Source organism: Kitasatospora sp. NPDC001660, assembly GCF_053596725.1.
The window spans coordinates 1-7,194 of sequence record NZ_JBSFGU010000107.1 but is presented as its reverse complement, the minus strand read 5'-3'; the positions used below and the strand labels follow the sequence as shown (position 1 = coordinate 7,194).

Below are 7,194 nucleotides of genomic sequence, written 5' to 3'. Positions count from 1 at the left end.
GGAGATGTCCGACTGCTCGGGCTTCCACAGCAGCTCGCGGACGGCGAAGGTCCGGTCGGCGGCGGCCAGGGTGATCCGGCTGCCGGCGCGCGACGCGCGCCCAGTTACCTGAGAGGCGGAAATGGACCCTCGGCGCCGCGACCAGGCGCTTACGCGTCCGGCGGGACGTTCGATCCGAAACGCCAGGCCGTTACGGCCGCTCGCGCCCTTTGGTCCTGAGAGGGCGTTCGATACCGATTTAGGCTGCCGCAGACGGTTTTGGGCGGAGGTATTGCCCGGTTCTGTCCGGGCTGGCGGTCAGCCGGGTGGTCATGGAGTTGACCATGGCCCAGTGGATCATTGAGCGTGACCGGTTCGGCAGTTCCTCGTAGTCGCGGTGGAGCCGTCGGTACCGGGACATGATCCCGAAGGTCTGCTCCACGCGCCAGCGGATCGGCTGTACGACCAAGCCCTTCTGTTCCTTGTCGCGGGTGACGACCTCGACGTCGATGTTGAGGTCGTCGCCGTGCCTGACGACGGCGTTGTTGTAGCCGGCGTCCACCCATGCCTTGGTCACGGTGGGCCACTGGGCGGCGAGGGCGTCCAGGACCTGCTTGCCGCCGGCGGAATCCTGGACGCCGGCGGCGGTGACGATCAGGACCAGGAGCAGGCCGAGGGTGTCGGTGGCGATGTGGCGCTTGCGGCCCTTGACCCGCTTCCCGCCGTCCCAGCCCTGGCTGTCGGCCGGAGCGTTGGGTGAGGCCTTCACGGACTGGGAGTCGATGATCGCCGCTGTCGGCAGGATCCGGCGGCCCTTCTTCGCCCGAAGCTGGTCACGGAGCGTGTCGTGGATCTGCTCGGTGGTGCCGTCGCGTTCCCACTCCTTGAAGTACCCGTAGACCGTGGTGTGGGGCGGGAAGTCGTGCGGCAGGTAGCGCCAGGCGATCCCGGTACGCGTGACGTAGAGGATCGCGTTGACCACCTCGCGCAGCTCCGTCGTGGGCTCACGCCCCTCGGCGCGGATGCGTCGCCACTCCAGCAGCATGGGCTCGATGAGCTCCCACTGATCGTCCTTCAGGTCCGAGGGATACCGGCGTCGTTCCGTCACGGTTGATCAATATCGCGGACACGGACCCGGCCGCTACGAGATCGTGGAACTGAGTCCGTGCCGCATCAACGAGAACCGGACAGTTGGGGGGAATCCCCTATCGAACACCCTCGAGAGCAGTATGTAGTCGGAGATCGTGGCAGGCCAGCGGGTCAGACACCCACGTGGCGGGGACCAGGCCGCGGCTCTTCGGTCATCCTGCCGTCCAAGCAGCCGGACCCAACTGGACGATGCCCCGCCCTAGTGCCCGGCCGCCTTCCTAGCGGCCGGGCAATACGTCAGTAGGGAGTCACCGTACTGACCGACGATTCCTGTTCCCGAACCCGTGCCAGGACTGGGTGGCGAGGTAGAACCATCGGATCGGGTTGAGCACACTCAGCCAGGATGACTGCCGAATCCCTTCGGTGAACTCCTGCCAGAAACGCTCCTGTTCTTGAACAGTGGCGACCTTACTGGCGGGTGCCGGCCCGAAGATGTAGACCAGGTCTCGGACGGTGGCGGGGCGCCAGTGGCGGTTCAGGTACACCAGTCCCCCGCCCTGCCGTCTGGTTGCGCCGGATGGGTGGGCGTTGGGGCGGCACCCGTTGCAACATAGCTTGATCATCTGGTCGTCGAGTGGCCTCCGCGCAGCCTGCAGTGCCTCGAAGAGATCGCTGCCCTGCCCTGTGTAGGTGGCGCCGGATTCCGCGGTGATCGTGACCGTCGATGGTGGCTCGGTTGAGGCATCGAGCGTCCATGTCTCGATTGCTCCGTCTTTCAGGACTACCTCGATGCGCTCTCTCATTCGCCACCTCCATACAGCGGGTTCTCCCACACCTCGCCTTGGAAGTCTCCTGGCCTCCACAGCCGAGCGCGTACGACCATACTCGGATCTATCTCCGGGAAGATCACCTCGCGTTCGTTTCCGAAGCCGACAAGCAGCCGCACCCGCAGGGGTATGACCCGGTTCATGCTGATGCCCACTCCCGGGTTGCGGATCTCATACACCCACCGTTGCCCATTGCGGAGCCACTGGGGGAACATGCTCGCCTGATACTCGCTCGTGGACGTTCCGACCCAGGGTGACGGTGTGTTGTTGAGCTGGTAGTCAGTCAGGTCCGTGTTCGTCGCGTCCGGACGGGGCCTGAAGCCAGCCTGTGAGATTTCAGCAGGACCACGCGAGTCGGAGCGGAAGACCACCTTCGGTGAGACGAGAGCACGATTCGGCACGTCCACCCCAGGAAAGGGGTTGGTCAGACTGCCACCCTTGATCCAGCGGACAGCCGGGCCCAGGAGGGTTCCTCCGGCGCCTCCGGCGGCGCCGAGGAGGAGGTCCTGGGGGGTGGTGGGTTGGCATTGGATGGTGTTGACGAGCCAGGTGTAGCCGGCGCTGACTCCGGCGTTGACGGTGGCTGAGGTGATGGTGGCGGCGGTGCCTTCGAGGCCGAGGGCGGTGGCGGCGGTGCCGCCGATGGGGGCGAGGAGGCCTGCGCCGATGCCGATCAGGGTGCCCTTGCCGGTGGCGGCTGCGAAGCCGGTCCAGCTGAAGTCCTTGCCTTGGTGTTGCCAGGCGTAGACGCCGGCGCCGATGATGCCGCCGCCGATGCCACCGATGAGGGCGCTGATGCACATGGGGCAGGCGCCGGAGGGATCGGTCTGGTTGGTGGGGTCGCCGTTGGCGTAGGTGTAGGAGGAGGTGAGGGGCGAGCCGATGCCTGTGGTCAGCGGGTCGCGGGTGGTGAAGGTGCCGGTGGTGCTGTCGTACTGGCGGGCCCTCAGGTGGGTCTGGCCAGGCAGGTAGGGGTCGGTGTACTGCCCGGTGAAGCCGAACGGAGCGGGCGCGGTGCTCGTGCCCGTGGTCGTGCGGTTGCCGCGGTTGTCGTAGTTGTAGGTGGCCTGGTTGGTGCCGGTGGCGTCGGTCGTGGTGGTGACGGAGCCGAGGCGGTCGTGCTGGAAGTAGAGGCTGCCGGCGGGGGTGTCCATGGACTGGGGCAGTCCGTCGGGGCCGGGGTGGTAGGTGCCGATCGGGGCGCCGGTGGCGTTGGTCTCGGTGGCGATCTGGGGAAAGGCGCCGTTGATGTCCCAGCGGGTGGTGCGGTCGAGTACGCCGTTCTTGCTGGTGGTGGACCGGTTGCCGTCGGCGTCGTAGGTGAAGGCGACGGTGCCGGTGGGGAGGTTCGCGCCGGTCAGGCGGCCGGCCGGGTCATAGGTGTAGGTGCCGGAGGGGTCGGTGGTGCGGTTGCCGTCGGCGTCGTACTGGTAGCTCGCGCTGGTCGTGCCGGTGGTGCTGGCGGTGAGCTGGTCGGCGGCGTCGAAGGTGTTGGTGGTGCTGGTGCCGTCCGGGGCAGTCATGGTGCGCTGGTTGCCGGCCTTGTCCCAGGTGTAGCTGGTGGTGCTGTTCGGCGTGCAGTTGGTCGGGCTGGTGCCTGTGCAGGTGGTGGCTAGGCGGCCGGCCGGGTCGTAGGTGTAGCTGGTTGCCGGGCGAGGGCTGGGGCCGCTGTCCTGGTACTGCCGGGTGCTGATGCGGCCGTTGGCGTCCAGCGCGTACGCGGCGAGGCCGCTTGCGTCGCTGGCGGAGACCAGCCGTCCTGCGCGGTCGTAGGTCCGGGTTTCAGTGACCGGGGTCGTGGTGGGGGCGGCGGCGGTGAGGAGGTTGCCGGCCTGGTCGTAGGCGTAGGCGACGGTCTTCCCCGCGACGGTCTGACCGCTGGTACGGCGGTCCTTGTCGTAGGTATAGGTAGTGGCCGTGTTGTCAGGGAAGGTGCGGCCCGTGAGGTTGCCGTCAGTGTCGTAGGTGTAGGTGAAGCCCTGGCTCTGGCCGGGGGCGGTGACGCTGGTCAGACGGTCGGCCTGGTCGTAGCCGAGGGTGCGGGATCCGGTGGCGTCGGTGACGCCGGTGATGTGCCCGGCACTGTCATAGGCGTACGTGGCACCAGGGGTGCCGTCGGAGTAGGCGACCGCAGTGATCTGGTCAGCCGGGTTGACGGTGGAGGCGATCGTCTGGCCGCGGGCGTTGGTGACCTTGGTACGGTTGCCGTCGGCATCGTAGCCGAAGGATATGGTCCGGCCGAGCGGGTCGGTGACCGAGGTGATACGCCCGGCGGTGTCGTAGCCGTAGCCGGTGGTGTGGGTGTTGCCGTCGGTGCGGGCGGTGAGCAGGCCGGTGGTGTTGTCGTACGCGTTGGTGGTCACCCCGCCGTCGGGGGCGGTGACGGTGACAACGCGGTTAAGGGTGTCGTAGGTGTAGTTGGTGGTCTTGCCTGCCGCGTCGGTCGAGGTCAGCGGGTTGCCCGCGGCGTCGTAGGTCGCGCTCTGCTTGTTGCCGAGCGGGTCGGTGACGCTGAGCGGGTGGCCGGCCTCGTCGTAGGCGGTGGTCCAGGTGTAGTCGGCGGGGTTGGCGCCGGTGACATTGCCGCGCGGGTCCACGACCGTGGTCCTGCGGCCGTCGGTGTCGTAGCCGTAGGTGGTGCGCTCGCCCAGCGGCGAGGTGCGGGCGGTGAGGTTGCCGTCGGTGTCGAAGGCGAAGTTGGTGGTCTCGCTCAGCGGCGTGGTGACCGAGGTGAGACGGTTCGCCGGGTCGTAGCCGAACGTCGTCCTCTGCCACAGATCGTTCCGGACCGAGGTGACGTTTCCGGCGCTGTCGTAGTCCACGGACCGGCTGTGGGAGAGCGGGTCAGTGACCGTGGTGGGCCGGTTGAGGGCGTCGTAGTCGGTCTTGGTGGTGTTGCCGAGCGGGTCGGTGACGGTGGTACGGCGACCAGCCTTGTCGTAGCCGTAGGTCCAGGTGAACGACGATGCCGTGGCGCCGGGCGCGTTTCCCCGAGGGGGCGTCACCGTTTGCAGGTGCCTGGCCTTGTCGTAGCTGTAGCTGGTCTTGCCGGCCGGGTCGGTCCGCGAGTCCACGTCACCCACAGGGTTGTAGGTCTGGATGGTCTGGCGGCCGGCCGGGTCGGTGACCGTGGTGGGCCGGTTGGCGTTGTCGTAGTCGTACTTGGTGACGGCCTTGACGGCGTCTGTGACGGTGGCCAGGTTGCCGGCCGGGTCGTACGTCATGGACGTGAGGTCGCCCCGTGGGCCCTTGACGGAGGTGACGCGGTCCGCGGTGTCGTAGGTGAAGGTGGTGGTGAACGCGGCCGGATCGGCGCCGGTGGCGTTGCCCCGGGGGTCGGTGACGGTCAGCAGCCGCCCGGAGGAGTCGAACGTCCTGGTCGTCTTCTTGCCCGAGGGGGAGGTGACGGAGGTCAGGTTGCCCTGCGCGTCGTAGCCGTAGGCGGTGGTGTTCCCGCTGGGGGTCGTGACGCTCGCCAGTTGCCCGGTCTGCGAGTAAGCCAGGGCGGTGGTGTTTCCGTTGGGGTCCTTGACCGAGGTGAGCAGGTTACGGGCGTCGTAGCCGTAGTTCGTGGTGTGCTGGTTGCCGTCGGTGGCGCTGGTGACGTTGCCATTGCTGTCGTATGACCAGCTTTGGGCGCCGCCGACCGGCGGGCTGAGCGACCTCAAGCGCTCTGCGGAGTCGTACCACAGGTTCGTGGATTTGCCGAGTGGATCGGTGATCCGGATGCGGTTGCCGGACGAGTCGTAGCCGTAGCTCGTGGTGTTCCCGAACGGGTCGTACTGGTCGACCAGCCAGTTCCCCACGTACAGGTCGCTCCACACACCGCCATCGGGCGCGGTGATGTCGGTCTCGCCGTTCTTGTAGGCGAACGTGGTGGTCGCGTTGGCCGCGTCCTGCTGGGAGGTGACGCGGCCCTGCTGGTCGTAGGTGTTGCGGGTGGTGTAGTTGCCGCGGGGGTCGCGTACGGAGGCGAGCCGTCCGGCCGCGTCGTAGGCGTAGGTGGTCGTGGTTCCGTCCAGGGACGAGACGCTGGTCAGTTGGCTGCCGGTGTAGCCGTAGTCCACGTGGCGACCGTCGGCGAGCATGACCTGGGTCAGCAGACCGACGTTATAGGAGAGAGTCGCGGTCCGGCCTGCGGAGTCGGTGACACCGGTCAGTTGTCCGGCCGTGTAGGCGAGGGTGAGGCCCTGCCCTGCCCTGTCGCGCACGCTCGTCAGCCGCCCGGTCGCGTCGAAGGCGAGGGTACGCAGGTCCGGCGTGTTGAGCAGATATCCGCCGGCGCCGTCTGTGCGCAGAGTCGAACGGGCGGTCACCGGGGCTGTGTAGCTGCCGTCGGGGTTCTTGGTGAAACGGTATTGGGAGCCATCTTCCGCTGTGAACGTCACATCCCCGTTGGCTGCAGTGGACAGGGCCGCGGACCATGGCAGGGACCAGCCGGGTCCGAGAGGACCGGAGGCCGGGTTGTTCGAGGCGTAGCTGCGGGTGAGGGTGAACGGGACGCCGGGGGACGGGAGCCTTGCGTCGGTGTAGGAGTCGGAGAACGCTCCGGTAGCCGTGTTCACCGGGTCGCCGCGCATCGCCTGGGGATGCGGGAGACCTGACGACGCACCGTCGCAGGCACAGCCGTATGTCTGCTCGACGGAGATGCTGGGGAAGATGTAGCCCGTGAGCGCCTTCGCGCTGGCCGTGCCGCCAGGGTCGGTCACGGTTCCGGTCACGGTGACGATGAAGTCGGGGAGGCCCGCGGCGGGAGGGGTCGCCGGGCACTTGCTCGGGTCCACCGTGAACGGCAGTGACACCTTGGCAGCAGTGTCGGTTGCGGTGCTGTTGTTGGCCCACCAGATCGAGTGCGTGTTGACGACCTGGCCCGTGTCGAACTTGGCCATCGTCTGCCCGTGGCAGTCGACCTCCCACGTGACCTGCACGGGATGCTGCACGTCGTCATACACGGTGTTGCCGTTGTTGGAGTCTACGTGCGTCTTGATGTCACTGTTGTAGAACGAGGCCGTCGCGGTGAGTGTCTCTGCTGGGACAACAACACCTGACGGCTCAATCCACGTACCGCCGGTGACGTACGGGCCGCCCAGTCGAAGGGTCCCCTCGGAACCGACGAGGGAGGCGTCGAACGCCACCGCGCCTGGCGATGGGGTGCTGTCCGAACTATCGGACTGCAGCAAGGGAGAGTCGAGGCTGGCCGTCTTAGAGGGTGTTCTGTGAGCCTTCGCCGAGGTTCAGCTTGAATTGGCCTCGGGGGCGGCCGGTGCCGAGTTGGTGAGGGTGAACAGGCCGGGCTCGG

3 protein-coding genes are annotated in these 7,194 nt (G+C 67.5%); all 3 read right to left on the bottom strand.

Features of this window, described 5'->3' with window-relative positions; genetic code table 11:
* Positions 1-238: 238 nt before the first annotated feature.
* Positions 239-1,087, bottom strand: a complete 849-nt coding sequence (locus ACWCXH_RS39490) for an IS5 family transposase (RefSeq protein ID WP_449806350.1) — start codon at positions 1,085-1,087, stop codon at positions 239-241.
* 289 nt (positions 1,088-1,376) lie between these two features.
* Positions 1,377-1,871, bottom strand: coding sequence for a hypothetical protein (locus ACWCXH_RS39485; RefSeq protein ID WP_449806349.1), 495 nt, complete (start codon positions 1,869-1,871; stop codon positions 1,377-1,379).
* On the bottom strand, positions 1,868-6,835 hold the full coding sequence (locus ACWCXH_RS39480; protein WP_449806348.1) for a DUF6531 domain-containing protein: 4,968 nt from the start codon (positions 6,833-6,835) through the stop codon (positions 1,868-1,870). The genes ACWCXH_RS39485 and ACWCXH_RS39480 overlap by 4 nt, the downstream gene beginning before the upstream one ends.
* Positions 6,836-7,194 lie beyond the last annotated feature (359 nt).